1 protein-coding gene is annotated in these 201 nt (G+C 67.2%); it reads left to right on the top strand.

The features are described from left to right. On the top strand, nucleotides 1-201 hold a 201-nt coding region (locus ADL34_RS06200; protein ID WP_159038893.1), incomplete at both ends, for a tetratricopeptide repeat protein.

Raw genomic sequence — 201 nt, 5'->3', positions numbered from 1 at the left:
CGAATGAGCGAGGACGTCTTGGAGCGCCGCCGCCGCGTCCTGGGCGAAGACCACCCCGACACCCTTCACTCCGCCCAGAACCTAGCCAACATTGTGAGCAAGCTTGGAGAGCACATCGAGGCCCGCCGAATGAGCGAGGACGTCTTGGAGCGCCGCCGCCGCGTCCTGGGCGAAGACCACCCCGACACCCTTCACTCCGCC

The sequence above is a fragment of the Streptomyces sp. NRRL WC-3605 genome, assembly GCF_001509795.1.
GTDB lineage: Bacteria > Actinomycetota > Actinomycetes > Streptomycetales > Streptomycetaceae > Streptomyces > Streptomyces viridochromogenes.
The sequence above is the reverse complement of the archived record's forward strand: the minus strand, read 5'-3'. Positions and strand labels throughout refer to the sequence as shown.